This window comes from Prodigiosinella aquatilis (assembly GCA_030388725.1).
GTDB lineage: Bacteria > Pseudomonadota > Gammaproteobacteria > Enterobacterales > Enterobacteriaceae > Prodigiosinella > Prodigiosinella aquatilis.
Map to the genome: position 1 here is coordinate 495568 of CP128857.1, position 16765 is coordinate 512332.

General features: G+C 45.4%; 15 protein-coding genes, 1 tRNA gene and 6 pseudogenes. 12 read left to right on the plus strand and 10 right to left on the minus strand.

Annotated elements, in window-relative coordinates:
• The first annotated feature begins 13 nt into the window (after positions 1-13).
• The 5 genes and pseudogenes from lptF to PCO85_02295 all read left to right on the plus strand — a co-directional run bounded on the left by lptF (position 14) and on the right by PCO85_02295 (position 2985).
• Positions 14-1114 (plus strand): LPS export ABC transporter permease LptF, encoded by a 1101-nt coding sequence (gene lptF, locus PCO85_02275; protein ID WJV54329.1) that lies wholly within the window; start codon positions 14-16, stop codon positions 1112-1114.
• Positions 1114-2184 (plus strand): LPS export ABC transporter permease LptG, encoded by a 1071-nt coding sequence (gene lptG / locus PCO85_02280; GenBank protein ID WJV54330.1) that lies wholly within the window; start codon positions 1114-1116, stop codon positions 2182-2184. The genes lptF and lptG overlap by 1 nt, the downstream gene beginning before the upstream one ends.
• A 164-nt stretch (positions 2185-2348) precedes the next feature.
• Positions 2349-2433, plus strand: a tRNA-Leu gene (locus PCO85_02285).
• 189 nt (positions 2434-2622) lie between these two features.
• Positions 2623-2790 (plus strand): annotated as a pseudogene (locus tag PCO85_02290) (Arm DNA-binding domain-containing protein).
• 78 nt (positions 2791-2868) lie between these two features.
• A pseudogene (locus PCO85_02295) lies at positions 2869-2985 on the plus strand (transposase).
• A 222-nt stretch (positions 2986-3207) separates the two neighbouring features.
• Here PCO85_02295 and PCO85_02300 read toward each other — a convergent pair.
• Positions 3208-4230 carry an IS110 family transposase gene (locus PCO85_02300; GenBank protein WJV54331.1) on the minus strand — a complete coding sequence of 341 codons (1023 nt, stop codon included), beginning with the start codon at positions 4228-4230 and terminating at the stop codon, positions 3208-3210.
• A gap of 66 nt (positions 4231-4296) precedes the next feature.
• Between PCO85_02300 and PCO85_02305 the strand changes: the two are divergent.
• Both PCO85_02305 and PCO85_02310 read left to right on the plus strand, forming a co-directional pair.
• Positions 4297-4419: pseudogene (locus tag PCO85_02305) on the plus strand (transposase).
• A 62-nt stretch (positions 4420-4481) separates the two neighbouring features.
• Positions 4482-6007, plus strand: a protein-coding gene (locus tag PCO85_02310; GenBank protein ID WJV54332.1) for an IS3 family transposase whose coding sequence is annotated in 2 segments (ribosomal slippage) — positions 4482-4926 and positions 4926-6007 — 1527 coding nt in all. Because the reading frame shifts where the segments join, the coding sequence is not laid out codon by codon here.
• Between the two features lie 15 nt (positions 6008-6022).
• Here the strand turns inward: PCO85_02310 and PCO85_02315 are convergent.
• Positions 6023-6652: a DDE-type integrase/transposase/recombinase gene (locus PCO85_02315; GenBank protein WJV54333.1), complete on the minus strand. Its 630-nt coding sequence runs from the start codon at positions 6650-6652 to the stop codon at positions 6023-6025.
• A 47-nt stretch (positions 6653-6699) separates the two neighbouring features.
• Positions 6700-7182 (minus strand): transposase, encoded by a 483-nt coding sequence (locus PCO85_02320; protein ID WJV54334.1) that lies wholly within the window; start codon positions 7180-7182, stop codon positions 6700-6702.
• Between the two features lie 260 nt (positions 7183-7442).
• Here PCO85_02320 and PCO85_02325 point away from each other — a divergent pair, with 260 nt between their 5' ends.
• The 3 genes and pseudogenes from PCO85_02325 to PCO85_02335 all read left to right on the plus strand — a co-directional run bounded on the left by PCO85_02325 (position 7443) and on the right by PCO85_02335 (position 10253).
• Entirely contained in the window at positions 7443-8453 is a 1011-nt protein-coding gene (locus tag PCO85_02325; protein ID WJV54335.1) for an IS110 family transposase, read from the plus strand.
• A 178-nt stretch (positions 8454-8631) separates the two neighbouring features.
• Positions 8632-9018, plus strand: a pseudogene (locus PCO85_02330) (integrase core domain-containing protein).
• A 470-nt stretch (positions 9019-9488) separates the two neighbouring features.
• Positions 9489-10253: a hypothetical protein gene (locus PCO85_02335; GenBank protein WJV54336.1), complete on the plus strand. Its 765-nt coding sequence runs from the start codon at positions 9489-9491 to the stop codon at positions 10251-10253.
• A gap of 49 nt (positions 10254-10302) precedes the next feature.
• On the opposite strand, the gene PCO85_02340 is transcribed toward PCO85_02335, so the two are convergent.
• The 4 genes from PCO85_02340 to PCO85_02355 all read right to left on the minus strand — a co-directional run bounded on the left by PCO85_02340 (position 10303) and on the right by PCO85_02355 (position 13515).
• Entirely contained in the window at positions 10303-10593 is a 291-nt protein-coding gene (locus PCO85_02340; protein WJV54337.1) for a DUF3223 domain-containing protein, read from the minus strand.
• Between the two features lie 273 nt (positions 10594-10866).
• Entirely contained in the window at positions 10867-12012 is a 1146-nt protein-coding gene (locus PCO85_02345) for a beta family protein (protein ID WJV54338.1), read from the minus strand.
• 13 nt (positions 12013-12025) lie between these two features.
• Positions 12026-13255, minus strand: a complete 1230-nt coding sequence (locus PCO85_02350; GenBank protein WJV54339.1) for an ImmA/IrrE family metallo-endopeptidase — start codon at positions 13253-13255, stop codon at positions 12026-12028.
• Positions 13252-13515, minus strand: coding sequence for a type II toxin-antitoxin system HigB family toxin (locus PCO85_02355; GenBank protein WJV54340.1), 264 nt, complete (start codon positions 13513-13515; stop codon positions 13252-13254). Before PCO85_02355 ends, PCO85_02350 begins: the two co-directional genes overlap by 4 nt.
• Before the next feature lie 727 nt (positions 13516-14242).
• On the opposite strand from PCO85_02355, the gene PCO85_02360 reads away from it, so the two are divergent.
• Entirely contained in the window at positions 14243-15499 is a 1257-nt protein-coding gene (locus PCO85_02360; GenBank protein WJV54341.1) for a tyrosine-type recombinase/integrase, read from the plus strand.
• Between the two features lie 45 nt (positions 15500-15544).
• Positions 15545-15676: pseudogene (locus PCO85_02365) on the plus strand (CopG family transcriptional regulator).
• Positions 15677-15790: 114 nt separating this feature from the next.
• Here the strand turns inward: PCO85_02365 and PCO85_02370 are convergent.
• The 3 genes and pseudogenes from PCO85_02370 to PCO85_02380 form a co-directional block, all read right to left on the minus strand.
• Positions 15791-15919: pseudogene (locus PCO85_02370) on the minus strand (transcriptional regulator).
• 6 nt (positions 15920-15925) lie between these two features.
• Entirely contained in the window at positions 15926-16210 is a 285-nt protein-coding gene (locus PCO85_02375; GenBank protein WJV54342.1) for a helix-turn-helix transcriptional regulator, read from the minus strand.
• Positions 16200-16520 (minus strand): type II toxin-antitoxin system RelE/ParE family toxin, encoded by a 321-nt coding sequence (locus PCO85_02380; protein ID WJV54343.1) that lies wholly within the window; start codon positions 16518-16520, stop codon positions 16200-16202. The genes PCO85_02375 and PCO85_02380 overlap by 11 nt, the downstream gene beginning before the upstream one ends.
• Between the last annotated feature and the right edge of the window lie 245 nt (positions 16521-16765).

Here is a 16765-nt window from a genome sequence, read left to right on the forward strand (position 1 = left end):
GGCGTAATTGAACGTGATCATCATTCGATATCTGGTACGGGAAACTTTCAAGAGCCAAGTAGCCATTCTTTTTATTCTGCTGCTGATTTTTTTCTGTCAAAAATTAGTACGAATATTAGGCGCTGCGGTTGATGGCGATATTCCGACAAATTTGGTTTTATCCTTGCTGGGGCTGGGTATCCCGGAGATGGCGCAACTTATTCTGCCGTTGAGCCTGTTCCTCGGATTATTGATGGCCTATGGCCGTTTATACTCTGAAAGTGAAATCACAGTCATGCATGCCTGCGGGATGGGGAAGAATGTCCTGCTGAAGGCGGCGTTATTGTTGTCTATATTCACTGTTGTACTGGCGACGGTGAATGTCTTATGGCTGAGCCCCTGGTCCTCGCGTCATCAGGATGAAGTGTTGGCGGAGGCGAAAGCCAACCCCGGAATGGCAACGTTGGCGGAAGGGCAGTTTCAATCGACTCAGGATGGTAACTCTGTGCTGTTTGTCAGCAATGTCAACGGCCAGGAGTTCGAACATGTATTTTTGGCACAGTTGCGCCCCCGCGATAATAGCCGTCCATCTGTGGTGGTGGCAGACCGTGGTCATGTTTCACAGAACAGTGATGGTTCCCAGATTGTCACGCTGAATAAGGGTACCCGCTATGAAGGTACGGCTATGCTGCGCGATTTTCGCATCACGGATTTTAAAGACTATAAGGCTATCGTGGGTCATCAGGCAGTGACCGTTGATCCCAGTAATGTAGAACAGATGAGCATGAAAACGCTGTGGCACTCCAAAGATATTAATGCCAGAGCTGAGTTTCATTGGCGTTTGACGTTGATCGTTTCTGTTTTGGTGATGGCCATAATGGTGGTGCCACTCAGTGTGGTTAACCCGCGTCAGGGGCGTGTGTTGAGTATGCTCCCGGCAATGTTGCTCTACCTGATTTTCTTTTTGTTACAGAGCTCGTTACGTTCCAATGCTGGCAAAGGTAAGCTCGACCCGATGATATGGATGTGGTTTACCAACCTGGTCTATTTCGCTATTGGAGTGGGACTCAACCTGTGGGATAGCGTTCCTGCGCGTAAAATACGGGCCCGTCTGAATCTGAGAGGGGCGGCCTGATGTTTGGTGTATTAGATCGTTATATCGGTAAAACCATTTTTAATACCATCATGATGACTTTGTTCATGTTGGTTTCGTTGTCTGGCATCATCAAGTTTGTTGATCAGTTACGTAAGGTAGGGCAGGGCAGTTATTCGGTGATGGGTGCTGGTATATACACACTGCTCAGTGTGCCGAAAGACATTGAAATATTTTTCCCGATGGCGGCTTTACTGGGGGCGTTGTTAGGGCTGGGAACACTGGCTACCCGTAGTGAATTAGTGGTGATGCAGGCCTCTGGTTTTACCCGTCTACAAATTGCTGGTTCGGTAATGAAAACCGCCATTCCGCTGGTACTGCTGACGATGATGATCGGTGAGTGGGGCGCGCCACAAGGCGAGCAGTTGGCGCGTGATTATCGTTCCCAGATGATGTACGGTGGTTCCATGCTTTCCTCCCAGAATGGATTGTGGGCCAAAGATGGCACCGATTTTGTGTATATTCAGCGGGTCGTGAGTGACACTGAGCTTGCCGGAGTGAACATTTACCATTTCGACAAAAATGATAAATTGCTTTTTGTCCGTTATGCCGCTTCCGCCAATTTCGATGATGGTGTCTGGAAGCTGTCTCAGGTTGAAGAGTCTGATCTCCAAAACAGCAAACAGATTGGTGGTAGCCAAATGCTCAGTGGCGTGTGGAAAACCAATCTGACACCAGACAAATTGAGTGCGGTAGCCCTTGACCCCAGTGCGCTCTCTATTCATGGTTTGTACAATTATATTAAATATCTTAAACAGAGCGGGCAGGAATCTAATCGCTATCAGCTCAACATGTGGAGCAAGCTGTTTTCACCCTTTTCTGTAGCGGTGATGATGCTAATGGCACTATCCTTTATTTTCGGCCCACTGCGCAGTGTATCGGCAGGTATGAGGATAGTGATTGGTATTAGCTTCGGTTTCCTGTTTTATGTGCTGGATCAGATCTTCGGACCGTTGAGTCTGGTGTATCACATTCCGCCGATCCTGGGGGCATTACTGCCAAGTATGCTATTCCTGGTTATCAGCATTTTGTTATTGCTCAAGCGTCGATAAAGCCGCTGATGCATCAGCAACCACCTGATGCGACACATCATAATTGCGAGATAATGTACAAAGAGACGATTTTTTCAGCATTCAAGTCAGATATTTATGGATTAGGGTTGCGCAAGCGTAATGCCACGGTATAATCCACGACGTTTTCCGCATACTACTTCAGTGCCGAAGTGGCGAAATCGGTAGACGCAGTTGATTCAAAATCAACCGCCGCAAGGTGTGCCGGTTCGAGTCCGGCCTTCGGCACCAAATAGTACAAAATCGACGTCTATTGACGTCTTTTTTTGTCTCTAAAATCCAGCAGTTACGCTGTTTCCCCTCTGTTCTATGTCTCTTGACGTCCACTCACATCTATCCACATATACCAACAAATGATGGTATAACTGGTGGTATCTTCGGTTCGATTGATTTTGATACCAACAATGGAGGTATCAACTGATGGCGCTCACTGATATCAAAGTTCGAACAACCAAACCCTCAGATAAACCCTTCAAACTCACGGATGGGCAGGGTATGCACCTGCTAATCAATCCAAACGGCGCTAAGTATTGGCGATTGCAATACCGTTTTGATGGCAAACAAAAGGTTCTGGCATTAGGTGTCTATGTGAGTATCCCTGCAAAACGGCCCATTCATTTTTAGAGATCTTCCGGCATACTGTTTATGTCCTTTAAAGAGATCGCCATGCGCAAAGCCCGATTCACCGAACACCAGATTATCGCCGTGCTGAAGTCCGTCGAAGCTGGACGTACCGTCAAAGATGTCTGTCGCGAAGCGGGGATATCCGAGGCCTCGTACTACATCTATGGACTACCTCCGTTTTGCAAGTACAGAATCTGGTTTTGGGTTGTTGCTTACATCTATCCGGCATCAGGAAAACTAACCTGTGCCCAAATGGGTAATCCGCACACAATCGCCTCAACAACTGGACGGCCTCTGAGGCCAATATAATAGTCAGGTTCCGATTGTGCAGGTGCAACCTGTCACCATTTTTCAGTACACTGCAACTCGTCTGGCTGGGTACTAACTTCCAACTGCCTGATACTCGGTATCGTTTCTCAGCATCGACCAGATTATTCTCGCGTTCTTGTTAGCGACCGCCACGGTCGTTTTATTAAACCCGCGCCGTTCCTTTAACTGGTTAACCCACTGATGCAGGCTACCATCATTGTTATTCGTGGCAACTCTGACGACAGCGCGGGCACCATGAATAAACAGGGTCCGCAGATGCTTGTCGCCTTTTTTTGTCATATTCATCAGTACCTGTCTGTCGCCGCTTGAGTGCTGTCGAGGGACTAAACCAAGCCATGCAGCAAAATGACGGCCATTCTTAAATTCTGTTCCTTTACCTATCGCAGCAACTACAGCAGTGGCAGTTTTTGGCCCTATGCCCTTAACTTTGGCAATTCGCTGACAAGCTTCGGATGGCCTGAATACTACGTCTATTTCTTTATCAAAAAAGCTAATACGCCGTCCGAGATCGTTAAAAAGATCATAGAGCTCTGCAATCGTTCTGCGCATTCGGGTACTGAGACCATTTTCTGCATCTTCAAGGATAAGCGGAACGGCACGACGAACTCTTGAGACTGCCGCACCGATTGTTATTCCCCGATCAAGCAGTAGCCCTCGGATTTGACAGACTGTAGCAGTACGATGATTGACAATACGCTGTCTTGCACGGTGTAGAGCCTGAATATCCTGCTGTTCAGAGCTTTTCGGTGGAACAAACTGCATCGTAGGTTGCATCAGAGCCACAGCTATCGCCTGCGCATCGTTACCGTCATTTTTTTGCCCACGGACAAAAGGTTTTACATGCTGTGGGCTGATGACTTTTACGTTATGACCCAATTTCTCAAACTCACGCTGCCAGTAAAATGCGCCTGTGGATGCTTCGACACCAATCAGACAGGCAGGAATATTTGCCACCGTCTGGAGTAATTCTTTTCGACCGGTACGTTTTGTATAAACCGGTTTGCCAGCCTGGTTTAATCCACAAAGCTGGAAAACATTTTTAGCCAGATCAATACCCAGAAATACGATATTCATGGTGACTCTCCTGCTGAGCATATTTCGTACAGTTAACCGCAGAGGGGGGAGGTAGTCCATCCCATTAACTGGAAAGCGAAGTTTGGCGGTATGGAAGCTTCGGATATCAAAAAGATGAAAGATCTGGAGGACGAAAATCGTCGTCTCAAACAGATGTTTGCCGATCTGAGTCTTGAGTGTCGTGCTCTCCCCCTCTGGCAGGATAGTTGACACCCCAAACTGAAAATCTCTATGGGGCAACGGAGCCTGTTATGAAACGTTATTCACCAGAGCGTAAGGCCGCTGTATTAGCTAAATTACTTCCTCCTTACAACATGACCGTCACCGCACTTGCACAACAGGAAGGGATATCGGAAGCTACCCTTTATAATTGGCGGGTCCAAGCCAAACTGGAGGGAAAACCAGTGCCCGGTGCCAACAAAACCACAGACCTTTGGTCGACAGAAGCCCGTTTTGCCGTCATCGTTGAAACCGCCACACTCAGTGAAGCCGAACTGAGCGAATACTGCCGTCGCAAAGGGCTTTATCCTGAACAAATAGCGCAGTGGAAACAGGATTTTCTCCAGACGCCACAAGTCGATACCCGGCAGTCGCAAAAACAGGCCCAAAAGAAAATCAAAGGGCTGGAGCGTGAATTGGCGCGCAAAGAAAAGGCCCTGGCGGAGGCGGCAGCCCTGCTGGTCCTGAGAAAAAAGCTGAATCAGTATTACGGCGAGGCGGACGAGGACGACTGACCCCCGCTCACGAATGCGTGCGACTGATCCGATGGATACGTGAAGCCATGAGCGCCGGTGCACGTCTGATCCCCGCTTGTCGGGAAGCAGGGTTAAGCCTGAGCACCTGGCGGCGCTGGAATCACCAGGCTGAAGACCGTCGTCCCACGGCAGAGCGTCCGGTACCAGCCAATAAACTGACCGCCGAAGAAGAGCATCAGATAGTCACGGTATGTAATGAGCCGGAATATGCCAGCCTGCCGCCGGCGCAGATCGTGCCACGGCTGGCGGACAAGGGCCTCTATCTGGCCAGTGAATCGACGTTTTACCGGGTACTGCGGCGGCAGGGTCAAGTACATCACCGTGGCCGTAGCCGCGCACCGCTGAAGGTGAATAAACCGACCCGCTATCAGGCTGTTGGGCCATGCCAAGTGTGGACGTGGGACGTCACCTGGCTGGCCTCCAGGGTTCGCGGCCGCTATTTTTATCTGTATCTGATAGAAGATATTTTTAGCCGTAAAATCGTCGGTTACGAGGTTCACGAAGAGGAAAGCGGCGAGCGAGCGGCCGCGCTGCTGCACCGCACCGTGTTACGTGAACGGTGTTACCGCCATCCGTTAGTGTTACATGCCGACAATGGTGCGCCGATGAAATCCCAGACGCTGAAAGCGAAACTGGAAGAACTGAACATCACGGGTTCGCACAGCCGACCACGAGTCAGCAACGATAATCCGTATGTGGAGTCGCTGTTCAGAACGCTAAAATATGCTCCGTCGTGGCCGTCATCAGGCTTCCTGGATCTGGCTGAAGCCCGGCGTTGGGTGGAGGGCTTTAGCCGGTGGTATAACAAGGAGCATCGGCATGGCGCGATCAGTTATGTCACACCAGAACAACGGCATCAGGGAGAAGATATAAGCCTGCTGGCAAAACGAAAAGCCTTGTATGACATGGCTAAAAAAGCCCGACCGGAACGGTGGTCAGCCTCATGCCGTCAGTGGCAGCGGGTAGATGTAGTAATGTTGAATCCAGACAAGCCAGAAACCGGGCTAAAATCTGCAGCGTAAAAACGAATAAGGGTGTCAACTTCGTTGACAGCTACCGAGTTTCATCTGCAGGGTCTGTGATTTCATTGCGGCCCCGTTATCCGCATGCAGCACCAGGGGCTGACGCCAGCATCCCTCACGCATCACACTGCGCTGCATTAAGGCCGCGGCCTGTTCGCCACTTTCCGTTTCATGCACTTCGTAACCCGTGATTTTCCGGCTGTACAGGTCGATTATCATATACAGGTAAAACCAGCGACCGCGCACCACTGAGGGTAACCAGGTGATGTCCCATGACCACACCTGGCAGGGCTCACTGGCGGTGAAGGTTGTCGGCACCGGCACCCGCTGTGGCCGTAACTGACGTCCCCGCCGATGAACTTCTCCATAACGGCGCAGCACCCGATAAAAGGTTGATTCGCTCGCCAGATAAATACCTTTATCTGCCAGTCGTGGCACAATTTGGGTCGGAGGCAGGCTCGCATACTCCGGCCGGTGGCAGATATCCCGTATCTGTTGCTCTTCCTCTGTGCTGAGGCGATTTCCCGGGGTGGGCCTTACGGCCCCCGGACGACCATCCTCCCGACACTTTTGCCACCGCCGCCAGGTACGCAGACTCAGACTGACTTCCCGGCAGGCGATAACACGTCGGGCTCCGGATGCCACGGCTTCATTAATCCACAGGATGAACTGCCGGCGCTCATCTTCAGGCGTCAGTCTTCCCCGTCCGTTTCCCCGTAATAATCCCTGAGCTTTTTTCGTAGTACCAGTATCGCAGCCGCCTCCGCCAGTGCCTTCTCCTTACGGGCCAGCTCTCTCTTCAGCTGTTTATTCTCTTTCTGGCTCTGTTTCAGCGCGGCTTTATCATCCGGCGCAGAGGTCTGTAAAAAGGCCTGCTTCCACTGCGTCAGTTGTTCCGGATAAAGGCCTTTTTTACGGCAGTACTCTGCGACTTCAGCCTCAGAAAGCGTGGCGGTTTCCACGATGGTGGCAAAGCGCGCTTCTGCTGACCACTGTTCACCGTTTTTGTCTGCACCGGGCACCGGTTTCCCCTCTGCTTTAGCCTGATTTCGCCAGTTATACAGAGTAGCTTCAGATATTCCATCCATCTGTGCAACAGCGGCCACGGTCATGTTGTAAGGGGGCAGCAGTTTTGCCAGCACTGACGCTTTACGCTCAGGGGAAATTCGTTTCATTTGTCACTCCGTTATCCTCAGAATTATTTTTCAGAGGGGGTGACAACTATCCTTGTATGTAATAACAATGTGGTGGTTAGCTACCAGCACATGAGGCGGAGTGAGTCAGTAACTATCCTTAAGGCTACGACCTTCGGTGTCAGCTAAAACCCTCCGCTTCACCTTTCACGCCAGCATTAACATTGAACGGTTGCCAAGAGCGATGACTCTGCATGTACAAGGGTAATAGGCGTGATGGTTCTGTGAAAGGAGAAACGGCTATGTTTCAGTTAGGTGTTGACGTCAGCAAGAAAACCCTGGATTTGTGTCTGCTGTGTGATGGCGTAAAAGGCAAGGTGAAAACGCGCAAGCTTAAAAACGATTTTAATGCGGTCATTGCTGTAATTAGTTGGCTCTGCAAACAGAACGTCGGGTTGAAAAATGTTCATATCATTATGGAAGCCACGGGCGTTTATCACGAATCATTAGCATATGGCCTTCACAAGGCCGGTGCGATGATATCGCTTGCCAATCCATACCGCAGTAGAGAATTTGCCCGTGGTATGGGGATCCTGACGAAAAATGACAGGGTTGATGCTTATATGCTTGCCTGTTACGGCGCGCTTAAAGCACCTGAAGCGTGGAGCCCGCCGCCGGACAACATCCTCCATCTCAGTGCGCTTTTGCATCGTCGCGATGCTCTTGTCGCAGACAGTATCCGCGAAAAAAACAGGCTGGAAAATGCAAGGGCAACTGATACCCCCGCTGTTATTACTGTATCTATAGAAAACATGCTCCGAAGTTTAGGTGCAGAACTGAAGCACCTGGACGCTCTCATACAAAGTCATCTCGATCAGGATCCTGAATTAAAAAAGAATTTTGACCTGCTGACATCAATAAAATCCGTAGGTTTTCTGTTGGGTCTGAATATGCTGGTTATCCTGGGTAGCCATCACTTCGAAACAGCGCAACAGGTCGCTGCCTTTCTCGGTGTAGTGCCTGTTGAAAAGAACTCAGGTACTTCAGTCAGAGGACGGGGACGGTTGTCAAAAATCGGGCCGCCGGAGATCCGTGCAAAACTCTATCTGGCTTCGTTGTGCGGCATGAGATTTAACCCGGCGATGAAGGCAATGTATGAGCGATTATGCCAGCGTGGTAAGGCAAAAATGTGTGCCATTGGTGCCCTGATGCGAAAACTTGTTCACTGGTGCTATGGTGTACTGAAAACACAAAAACCGTTCGATGCAGAATACCGCTTTTCTGATGAGCACGATGCATGCAAAGTGACATGATGCGATGGTTCCATGTGGCACTGGATTCATTAACGTAAATCAGTGGTAGCCGATTAGATAGGTGCCTACGATAAATCAAAAGATAGCGCAGGCAGTTTGCTGACGGTCCCTCAGTGCACAGGGTGCGATTCACCAAAAGTTGAATCTATTTTTTCTTGACTTAACACGGTAGCTGACACTGGGTGAACTGTATGAACTGAATATCACGCCGTCCCACAGCAGGCCACGGGTGAGTAACGATAACGCGTATGCAGAGTCGCTGTTCCGTACGCTGAAATATGTGCCACAGTGGCCGTCGTCGGGGTTCAGAACGCTGGGTGAGGCCCGTCAGTGGGTGGAGAAATTTACCCGCTGGTACAACGAAGAGCACCGTCACAGCGGGATACGGTATGTGACGCCGGGGCAGCGTCACCGTGGCGAAGATAATGCCCTGCTGAAGCAGCGTGATGACCTGTACCGGATGGCACAGAAAGCCCATCCTGAGCGCTGGTCAGGCAGAACGAGAAACTGGCAGCCGGAAGGTCCGGTAACACTGAATCCGGAGCGGGAAAAACAGGTAGCTTAAATTAACCAGGGGTGACAACTACCTTGACATTTACCGTATACCGGAAACAGTTAGAAAACTCTAATCAGGAGTGCCTCAGATAACGGGGAGTGGACAATATCAAGATATGTTTCTTTATCACCAGTGAGTTCGAAACAAATATGTGAGAGTAAACCATTCCAATCATAGGAATTAGAGAGATATCGCAAGCTAAACCCAGTTCCGATGAAGAGCACTGGATGATTTCGATACTTTGCTATGAATTCATTAATCTCCATATCTCACCATAAATTGTTGATTTTATGTGCTTTAATGTGTTACTGTTGACGTATTACAGTATATCTAACATACATTATTATTCTTCTTTATGTCAGTTGCCTAGCATATAGTCATAACTCTTTAAGCCAGAAAGTTGTCTGATCGCGCTTTGTCCGTAGTACATGTGCATACTAACATGTATTAGATTTTTTATTATCCGTTTGGTGTAATTAATGTTAAAAATTAACAAATGTCCACTTTGCCGTAAAAATAAAGAACTTGTCCAGAGCCATTTGATTTCTAAGTTTGTTTATAAAATTATTCGCGAATGTCAGCCATATGAGAAAATAAACGATTGTTCTCCAATGATTGTTGATAGCCGTTTAGGTCTTCTACAGAAATCAACACGTCAAGAAAAACAAATTCTCCTTTGTTCTGCATGTGAAGAGTTATTTTCTGAAAAAGAAACTGCGATGGCGAGAATTATTCGTGAACTGCAAAGAACAGATGTGAGGCAGAAAAAGGTATTAGCATACCAAAAGGAATTTTGTAGCAAATTAAATGGTCAAGACATTCTTTATTTTACAGATGAAAGAGTCTCTGTAATTAAATATTTTGCTATGTTAAATTTATTTAGGAATATAGTGTGCGAGAGAGTGCCTCGCATAGTAAGAAAAGAGTTAATTAAGATTAGAAAATATCTTCTACGCGAATCTGATTATTCTGTGCCATTAATCATTCATGTCAACGACAGTGATTTTTTTCCCATTGCAACAACTCCATTCAAAATTGATTCTGATAATTGTTACCATTATATATTTTTAATTCCAGAGTTTTTATTTCATTTCTTCTTTTGTATGCCACAACTAAATTTGCAATTTAATGACATAATGATTATGCCAGAACATCTTTCTTCAAAAGAAGAGGTGGAAATTCATCTTAGGAACTCAACGAAAGACATTCGCATTGCTAATAATGCAAAGAAGTATATCAAATGATCAGCTTTTGGTGGACTACGACTGATCTGACCAAAAATGTACATATTGGTTATTTTTTGAGGCATTTAATCGCATAATGAAAAGAAATATCCTCTAAGCCTGCTTTTGTTCTCAAATAAAAACATCTGGTGCCATGTAGTGATCTACCTGCTGTGATTCCTATACATTCATTCTTACTTTTTTCTTCCCACTCATCGTGATTTTTAAATAATTCGATCAGAAAATTATAATCACTGATGCTCACTTCTTGATTGTCTTTGGTTTTGTTTAGAATGCTTTGTGCCTGACTGATTATATCTTTCTTAGTAGTATAAATAGTGTTATTGATAGTGTATGACATATTTTTTTCCTATTGTTAGATAATATCTATTCTCTTGCCTAATTAGGTATAAGACAATTAAATTGTAATATATTTAATTGATAGTGCTTTCTGGACTCAGCTTTTCGAAAGTTGAAAATGTTCTTCAGTTCTATTACTGTAAATAATGAAAGCATATCCTTAATGGAACAGTATGTATTTCTAAGAAATCCTAGAATCATAAATTAATTCACTGAATTTTTGCTGCTAAAATTACTTCAGTGAATTAATTATGATTGAAAATTTGCTTTGCAGTTAGTTCTGTTTTTGCTTTTGGTAGTCTCTTTGATGTTGAAGAATCAATTCGAATTCTCTAACTTCTGCAACTACATGAGTTACATGATGTGTAGTATCTATTGATACCCAATTCGTAGTATTACCAACAAATTCTTCATTGGCACATTCATAAATCTTTTTATCACCCCAGCTAAATTTCTCACCTTTATAATGTGGAGATGAAACCAGTACCTTACACAAATCTTGCATTTGTGCTCCCTTTTTACCGGTAGCACGAGAATAGCCTCTTACAACGAAAAGGCTATCGTCTATAGTGTATCTAATCTTACCGTTAGCATCAGGTGCAATGATGTCATCTCCGATAGAGGGATTAACGATACCATAATCTCCAAATACTAAATTTAAATCAGGTTGGAATTTTTTAAATGCTTTCCATACCTTAGCCTCTTTACGGATAACTATACCTTCTGAATTGTGGGTAGGAACCATTCCATTAATATCACTTGTTATTGAACTTCCCGCAATTGAAATAAATTTAAAATTATACTTGTATAATGAATCCAGTGCTCTCTGTACTGTTTCATTTAGATCAACTATTGATGTTTTAGTTATATCTTCTAAATCTATCATTACCGAGCAATTTTCTGGCATTGCACCCAGCGAGGTTAAAATGCCTTCTATTGTTTCAATAAAAGGTTCCTCTTCGATCATATCTTCAAAAGCAAAGGAGTTTAACCGAATTACAAAGTTAGTATAGCTTGTACCTAATTGTTGCAAAGTAGTTGCATACTCATCATCTTCCCATCGGTCGTAACCGACGACAGGAATGATATTGCACCCAGCATTTCTTAAGGCACTGGTGAGATGACTCAAAATATGCTCTCCTGTTTCAAGAGAAGAGTTTGGAGGCCATCTGCTTATATCAATCCCCATAGGGAACTTTTGCATCCTATCGGATAATGTTTTAATTGTATTGTTTAGAAAAAACTCAACTGGATTACCTATATTAGAATATTTTTTATTTGTCCTCTGTTTTTTCGACAGATATGGGATTTCAAAAATCGGAAGCATGTCCCTCATAACGTGGGGATAAGGAAGCATAGACTTAATGGCATCTAACTCACCTTTCTTTGCTTTTAAAATCGGCATATATTTAGGGTACATATAGACACCTCGTCTACCAAATATGATTAGGGAAATGCTTTCTTACTTCACCTTGACCAACTAAATCAGAAAATTGATTGTATTTTCCAGTTTCTCTTCTAATTCTTCCTGCTATTATTGCAGGATGAATTCTTAATTCTCTTGAAAGCTCATCTATCGTGATTGTGCTGGGATTTAAGTAAGCTGAACTCCGTTTCCAAATGACGCGAGGAATGAGAGTATCTCTGGCTATCCGATTAGCCTCTGCTTCCATTTTGTCTGTACTATTCTTGAGTGTTTCAATGTCATCGATAAATGTGTTAGTAGAATCTGCATGTTTCCAGATATGGACTAACTCATGTAAAAGTGTAAACCAGAAATTATCCAAACGATCTTGTCTTAAAGTGAGTGCAATAATTGGTCTACCGTCAATATCCCTCAGAGCAGCCCCATCAACAGCAGTACCAGTCAGACAAGGTTCAATGATCACACAAATCCCATTTTTTTCTAAGAACTCCACCGCTAATAGAGGCCCATATTCGGACCAACTTAAATGTGCGATCTCTTTTAAAAAATCTTTAGTTATGCAATTATGCTTAAATTTAGTCGCGAGGTTTTTTTCCCTGGCTTTCTGGACAACTCTTGCAATCCATGCATGTAATTTATAAACAGTTGTAGGTGAGTAAGACTCTCCGTTAAGTGTTCGCTTGAAGGCTGCTGTAGAAAAATTCGCTCCCAAACCCTCAATGAAATTTTTGACTTTTTCTTCTGTTGTCGTCTTTGTTTGCGAGACAACATTTTCTATCCAACCTTTGGAAAGCATTTCCTTTATAGGAAATTTTGACCAATTAACCTCCTCAACTGGAGAACGATTTGCATATCCAGTTTCTGTTTCTAAGCCCAATAACGTTTGAGAAGACATACCTAAACCTATTGATAAGGCTTTGATCATAGCAACGGTTAAAGGACGTTTTCCCGATAACACCTCTGATACACGACTTTTTGTTCCAAAATATGGGGTCAGATCCGCTTGGCGTAAGCCCTGTTCGTCCATTCGGAATTTGATTGCCTCGATTGGATCTACCGGTGTTACTGGATAGTTAGCATTTTCATAATTTTCAATAACAACTGTAAGTAAATCAAGACGTTCTGATTCTTCAGATCCTGCAGGAAGATCCAATCTGAGTAATCTCTCAACTTCTGAAAGGGCCGCATGATATTGTTCTTCAGTTCGAATAACCCGAACTTCAGTAAGTTTACTCATTTAGATACCACCTGGTTAATCACCGCAATGCTCCTTTCAAACTGAAATGTTACTTTTATGCCCTGCGATTTAATGCCTCGAACAAAGAACACATAGCACAAATTATCAATCTGTTGTGCTCTGGGGAAAGCATCTAAAACTCCCTTAGCATCTTTCCAGTAAGCGTTAGTGAGCTCTGCAACCCAAGCGGAAAGCCAAACATCCGTTTCAGGGTTAGTACCACTTAGCACTTGAAGCCTTTGCTTGCCGATTAGTCGCATTGATGTTCTCCATTTGGGAACCAGAATAAGTGTGGTGATTCTGAATGTCAATACAATGTTCCCATAAGTGGAACTTGTCGCCTCCAGTTCTTATCTCTTTATGGCTACATAACTCCAAGAATCAATGGAAAGCTCTTTAATACGAATAAAAATATGATTTAGATCAAATATATGTAGGTGTGCCATAGAATCAAGACAGAGCATAAAATTATTTATTATCAGTTGATTATGTTATTAGACTTTTGACGATTATCAGTTGGTAAGAGAGGTGGTTTTTGCCCATAATAGGTTTGTTAGTACGTCGTGAGAGCTAACACAACAAGTTGGGTTTAGGATTAGATTGAAATCTGCTACATCTTTCATATAAGGATAAGCCCTTAATTAGCAATGTTCGATTATCACCAATCGGGACTGATGGTATCAGTGATGGTATCATTGATATTATGTTTTACATTACACATTTTAAATCATAAGGATAGTTGCGATGTTCGAGTCCGGCCTTCGCACCATCGTATGAAAATTAAGTCACCTTAGGGGGCTTTTTTCATGTCCGCTATCGTCCACTGACTTCCATACATCATTGTTAAATAACGATTTAATCTGATTTTATTGTCTGGGCGGATTGTGTGTTTTTTCCACAGCAGTCTTTTTGCATCCGTTGTAATCCAGATTATTTGGGGGTCAAGATAAGGGTCAATTCGCTTCGATTATGAGTTGACCCCCAATTATGGCCCTGACTGACGTCGTTGCCCGTACCGCCAGGCCACGCGAGAAAGCCTATAAACTAGCGGACGTGCATGGCCTGTATCTTTTGGTGAGTCCTAACGGCTCTAAGCGCTGGTATCTCAAATATCGCTTTGAAGGTAAGGAAAGCCGGATTGCGTTCGGTGCCTATCCGCTGGTCTCGCTGGCGAAGGCTAGGGAGAAACGCGACGAGGTGCGATTACTGCTGTCAGAAGGCATCCACCCAACGGAAAAGCGGGAAGAAGAGAAAGAACAGGCACAGGATGCGCTGAACACCTTTGAAAAGGTGGCAAAGGATTGGCACCGGAACATTAGCCAAAACCGCTGGTCAGAAACGCACGCCGGACGGGTATGGCGTGATATGGAGCGTAATATTCTGCCTGCCATAGGCCAGCGCCACATTGCTGACCTGAAAACTAAAGACCTGCTTGAACCGCTGAAAATCGTCGAACAGAACGGTCATCTTGATTTGGCGTCACGGCTGCGCCAGCGCGTCACCGATATCATGCGTTACGCGGTGCAGAACGACCTGATAGAGCGCAACCCCGCGCAAGACCTCTTCGGCGCGATAGCCGCGCCAAAGGCGACATATCGGCCAGCCTTGAAGCTTGATAAACTGCCTGACTTTCTAGCACGGATTGAACGCTACAAAGGGCGAGCGTTAATCAGACTGGCCTTAAAACTTACGCTGTGCGTTTTTATCCGCTCCAGCGAACTGCGTTTTGCTCGTTGGTCGGAGATCGATTTTGAAACTTCAATGTGGACCATTCCCCCTGAGCGTGAACCCATCGAAGGTGTGAAACATTCCCATCGCGGTTCTAAAATGCGTACTCCGCACTTGGTGCCACTTTCCCGGCAGGCGTTGGTTATCCTCAAGCAAATACAGCAAGTTAGCGGTGACCATGAACTGATCTTTATTGGCGATCACAATCCGCGTAAGCCCATGAGCGGAAACACGGTGAATAACGCGCTGCGGGTAATGGGGTATGATACTAAGGTTGAAGTCTGCGGCCACGGTTTTCGTACTATGGCTTGTAGCTCTTTGATTGAATCAGGATTGTGGTCTAGGGATGCGGTAGAGCGGCAGATGAGCCATATGGAACGTAACTCGGTACGTGCGGCTTACATCCACAAGGCGGAACATCTGGATGAGCGTAGGCTAATGCTGCAATGGTGGGCGGACTATCTGGATGCCAATCGGGATGAGTATGTGGTGCCGTATGAGTTTAAAAATATCTGATTCATTAGGGGGTTAGCTATGAAAAAAACGGAAAAACCAACAGTAGCGCTCACTTCTCTGATTAAAGAAGAACAGCGTCATCAGAGGGTCTTACAGGGACTTGCCGATGTTGATGCTGGGCGTGTTGTTAATCACTTTGATATGCAGGTGTTTATCGCCAGACTGAAGCAAGCATAATCGATAGAAATACGGGGGCGTATCCTGTATCTAAAGCCTATGCATTAAGCGCCGCGCCAGCCCCTTTTTTGGGAGGGGCTGGCGCTCATCTTTCTTATGTGGATGATTTTCCAGCTACTCATCATACCCAAGTATCATTTTTACCAGATCGTTTTCCAATGTATAGAAGAAGTAGCAAGTCGGAACGTGTAGCACCGATGCTAACCGGCAGGCCTGCTCAAAATCCGGCGTGTGGATACCGCGCTAATCTTAACCCAGTGACAGCTTAAGTTGCATCCCGCAAGCAGCGGCATATCGTTGTAAGGTTGAGATACTGGCACTGGAAACATTTCTCTCAAGGCGGCTCACCGCCGGTTGGCTTACACCCATGCGAGCTGCGATCTCTGTACTTGTTAGACCTGATTTGGACTTCATTTCGATCAGAACAGCGCGAAGCGCTTCTTCTTGAGTTTCGTCCTCATACGCTTTTTTAACTTCATGATTAGAAAGCGCTTTCGCTTTAACTTCAGAGAAGTTGATACCTTTAACTGCCATCTTTCAGTTCCTCCCATCTTGACTTTGCTAGCGCTATTTCAGCTTTCGGGGTCTTAGGGGTTTTCTTTACGAATGTCCTTAAAATATAGATCTTACGTCCTTTTGCGTAAGCAAAAAACGTTCTGCTTATGTCTTTTCTACCAACCCGTAGCTCAAATAATCCAGCTTCAATGATATCCGTGTCTGGATATCTTAGCTCGGGCCCTTTAGCTTCAAGTTTTTCAAGCCCTTTAAGCGCTTTTGCCTGCATAACAGGTTCGAGGCCATAAATTTCGTTTGCAGCTTCGGGGTGAAAAATCAATTCATACATGTCAGTCCCCTTCTTAATGGGGAATATAACTCATAGGTTATAATAACTCAAATGTTATATTTAGAGTGTGTCGGCAGAGTAAAACATTAGCAAACCATCTCCCACCTTTCCCCCACTTACTCAGGGATCACGGCTTCCCCCACCTGATTTTTATGACTCTGTTAAAAATGTTTATTTATTATTGAGTTAAGTTATTCCCCCACTTCGCGTCTATATATGCGTGGGAAGTGGGGGAAAATGCCAGA

What these genes read in the sequence shown, in the direction of transcription:
- lptG (WJV54330.1), top strand. Translation starts at nt 1,114, where the DNA reads ATGTTTGGTGTATTAGATCGTTATATCGGTAAAACCATTTTTAATACC.
- PCO85_02300 (WJV54331.1), bottom strand. Translation starts at nt 4,230, where the DNA reads ATGAATATCGTATTTCTGGGTATTGATCTGGCTAAAAATGTTTTCCAG.
- PCO85_02320 (WJV54334.1), bottom strand. Translation starts at nt 7,182, where the DNA reads ATGAAACGAATTTCCCCTGAGCGTAAAGCGTCAGTGCTGGCAAAACTG.
- PCO85_02325 (WJV54335.1), top strand. Translation starts at nt 7,443, where the DNA reads ATGTTTCAGTTAGGTGTTGACGTCAGCAAGAAAACCCTGGATTTGTGT.
- PCO85_02335 (WJV54336.1), top strand. Translation starts at nt 9,489, where the DNA reads ATGTTAAAAATTAACAAATGTCCACTTTGCCGTAAAAATAAAGAACTT.
- PCO85_02340 (WJV54337.1), bottom strand. Translation starts at nt 10,593, where the DNA reads ATGTCATACACTATCAATAACACTATTTATACTACTAAGAAAGATATA.
- PCO85_02345 (WJV54338.1), bottom strand. Translation starts at nt 12,012, where the DNA reads ATGTACCCTAAATATATGCCGATTTTAAAAGCAAAGAAAGGTGAGTTA.
- PCO85_02350 (WJV54339.1), bottom strand. Translation starts at nt 13,255, where the DNA reads ATGAGTAAACTTACTGAAGTTCGGGTTATTCGAACTGAAGAACAATAT.
- PCO85_02355 (WJV54340.1), bottom strand. Translation starts at nt 13,515, where the DNA reads ATGCGACTAATCGGCAAGCAAAGGCTTCAAGTGCTAAGTGGTACTAAC.
- PCO85_02360 (WJV54341.1), top strand. Translation starts at nt 14,243, where the DNA reads ATGGCCCTGACTGACGTCGTTGCCCGTACCGCCAGGCCACGCGAGAAA.
- PCO85_02375 (WJV54342.1), bottom strand. Translation starts at nt 16,210, where the DNA reads ATGGCAGTTAAAGGTATCAACTTCTCTGAAGTTAAAGCGAAAGCGCTT.
- PCO85_02380 (WJV54343.1), bottom strand. Translation starts at nt 16,520, where the DNA reads ATGTATGAATTGATTTTTCACCCCGAAGCTGCAAACGAAATTTATGGC.